Source organism: Endozoicomonas sp. SESOKO2 (assembly GCF_024606245.1).
Taxonomy (GTDB): Bacteria; Pseudomonadota; Gammaproteobacteria; order Pseudomonadales; family Endozoicomonadaceae; genus Endozoicomonas_A.
In genome coordinates this window covers 1-2,774 of sequence record NZ_JAHHPQ010000106.1, presented here as the reverse complement: position 1 = coordinate 2,774, position 2,774 = coordinate 1, and the positions used below count along the sequence as shown (strand labels likewise).

Annotated in this window: 2 protein-coding genes; both read right to left on the bottom strand. The window is 48.9% G+C overall.

Translation table 11 applies throughout. From position 1 onward, the window contains the following. Nucleotides 1–48: 48 nt before the first annotated feature. A complete protein-coding gene (cls, locus tag KDK17_RS02745) occupies nt 49–1,515 on the bottom strand; it encodes a cardiolipin synthase (RefSeq protein WP_257255504.1) in 1,467 nt (488 codons plus the stop codon). Nucleotides 1,516–1,628: 113 nt separating this feature from the next. Next, on the bottom strand, nt 1,629–2,408 hold the full coding sequence (locus tag KDK17_RS02740; RefSeq protein WP_257287293.1) for a TSUP family transporter: 780 nt from the start codon (nt 2,406–2,408) through the stop codon (nt 1,629–1,631). Between the last annotated feature and the right edge of the window lie 366 nt (nt 2,409–2,774).

Genomic DNA, 2,774 nt, shown 5'->3' with positions numbered 1-2,774 from the left:
ACCAATTTATTGCAACCGCAGTAGGACAGCCTTAAGTCCGACAGGCTGCTAGAGCAAAGGACTTAACAGCTGAAATAAACTTTCAAGAAATCTTCTGTTGACAGACCTCTGACTCCACAAAGACAAGCGAACACGCTCAGAACTCTGCATATACTGATCCAGAAGCGTCGCCATGGTTTGGCTGAAAGCTCTGTCATAGATGATCATGGTCACTTCATAATTCAGCCAGACACTGCGCATATCCAGATTGACTGTACCAAACAAAATGGTGGATCGATCGACCAGAACGCACTTGGTATGCAGTAACCCTCCCTTGAACTGCAATATTTTTATCCCTGCATTTAACAAGTCTTCATAGTAGGAACGACTGGCATGGTGAACCATCCTGGAGTCATTTTTGTGGGGAACCAGCAATTGAACGTCCACCCCTCTCATGGCTGCTGACTTCAGGGCGGTCAGCAATGATTCGTCGGGAACAAAATAAGGCGTGGATATCAGCAGCTCTTCTTTGCTTTCATAAATCGCTGTCAGCAAAACCTGATGAAGCCTTTCCCGATCGATACCCGGTCCTGATGGCAACACATGAACATCAGCACCGGCATAACTGTCCAGACAAGATGGTGGAAACTCGTAAGTGGCATTAAACGACGAATGCTTCTCACCCGTTTCAAGCGCTTTATCCCAATGAGCAATAACCGCCATAACGTGGGCAGGAATACCCTCTACCCTTACCATCGCATCTATCCATTGCCCGACATTGGCTCTCTGACGAAAGTGAACCGGATCGACCAGATTAAAGCTGCCACTCCAGGCGATCTCATCGTCAATCACGAGAATTTTGCGATGGTTGCGGATATCAACCCGTTCAAAGAGCATCCTCAAAAGGCCAACCGGCATGGAGCCTGTCACACTGATGCCTTCCAGACGGAAACGTCTTGCCCACTCACCGCGAAGAAACTGTCGGCTACCCACCGCATCAAGTATTACCATGCAGTCAACGCCACGTCGTGAGGCTCTGATCAGGGCCTCTGCCAAAACCTTGATTCGCCCCTTGGGCTCACAGATATAGAACTCCAGAACAATGCTGTGCCTGGCTTTCTCTATATCCTGTAACAGGCCATGAAGGATCGCATCGGTTTCATGAAACAACTGAAGCTTGCTGCAGGGCAACACCGGAATGCCCAAAGTCTGCTCCGCCAGCTTGTAGATCCCCGTGTGAGGGGTATTGGAGGGACACTCGAGCTGCCTCTGGGTGATCACTCTCGACAGGTGACTGGACCACTGTTCATAGTCGGGATAGAGGCTTTCCAGACGTCGGTGCCTTCTTTTTCCAAGACGTCTTGAGCCAAACAAAAGGTAAAAGAAGAAACCGGCTATCGGCAGAATGAACAGCAACAATATCCAGGCCAGTGTCACACCTACTGGCCTGCGCTGCATAATGATGTGTATTCCAAAGGCTATGATCAGGGCAAGATAGATTCCCCCGAACAATGCACTGAGCCAACTGCTGTCCATTCAAATACTCGGGCGACGTTATTCTTGCCAAAACCAGTTATGAGACTCCGGGACGAGGAGCCTGTCGGACTATCTATAATAACGTTAATCTGTCACTTGCGCAGAAAAACCTTTTATAACAGCAAGTGTCCGTAATCATCCCACATGAGCTTGCCGGTCATAACCAGTGAAATAATGACGATCATGGGACGAATAATCTGCTGACCACGCTTCACAACCATTCTTGATCCCAGTCGGGCACCGATGAACTGGCCAACCAGCATGATTCCCCCTACAGCCCAGACAACCTGACCACCCAATATAAAGAACAGCAGGGAGGCTACATTACTGGTACAGTTCAGAACCTTGGTGTGAGCCGTTGCCATGACCAGGGAATAACCAAGGAGACTGACGAAGGCTATGGCGAAGAAAGAGCCCGTACCCGGCCCAAAGAAGCCATCATAAAAGCCAATCCCCAGCCCTGCTGTGCAGGCAAAAGCCGTCAGGCTCATTCTGGCAGTAGCAGCCCCGGCAATTCGGGCACTGGGGGAAATAATGAAGTAAGCAGCTATACCCAACAACAGGAAGGGAATGGTCTGCCTCAACACCGAAGCATCAATCATCTGCACCAGAATCGCGCCTGCAGCGCTGCCAACAAAGGTCATGAAAATGGCGAAGCGCATTTCCCTGAGATTCACCAGACCTCTTCGAACAAAATAGACACTGGCAGAGAAAGAGCCGCCTGTGGACTGTAATTTGTTAGTCGCCAGAGCCTGTGCCGGGGAAAGCCCCACCGCCAGAAGTGCAGGAACTGTAATCAATCCGCCACCGCCCGCAACAGAATCAACAAAACCAGCCAGAACCGCAACAAGAAACAGCAAAAGCCCCCAATCAAGGGTGAGTACAAAATCCAAAACAGGCCTCAACTTTATGGAGTGTCAGGTTAGTAATCTCTCAGAAACTAACGCAAATGTTTATTCTTTAATGACGAAATTTGTTTTTTCACGGAATTATCTTGATGTTTTGGGTCTTCGACTATTTGCAATGACAACAGATGGACACTCAGACACATCACTTCATGTTCAATGTGACATACGATAACCCAAATAAATCAGACCACCCAGCTCAAAACAAGTTGGGCATAATTTAAACCGGTAAACATTGATACTCTCTGAAAACACCAAAAACGAAAAAGCCCGACGGGTTTTAGTCGGGCTTTAGAAAGATGGCTGGGGTGGAGGGATTCGAACCCCCGCATGGCAGGATCAAAACCTGCTGCC

Bases quoted from the DNA above. Each gene is read 5' to 3' on its own strand.
- cls (WP_257255504.1), bottom strand. From the start codon at position 1,515: ATGGACAGCAGTTGGCTCAGTGCATTGTTCGGGGGAATCTATCTTGCC.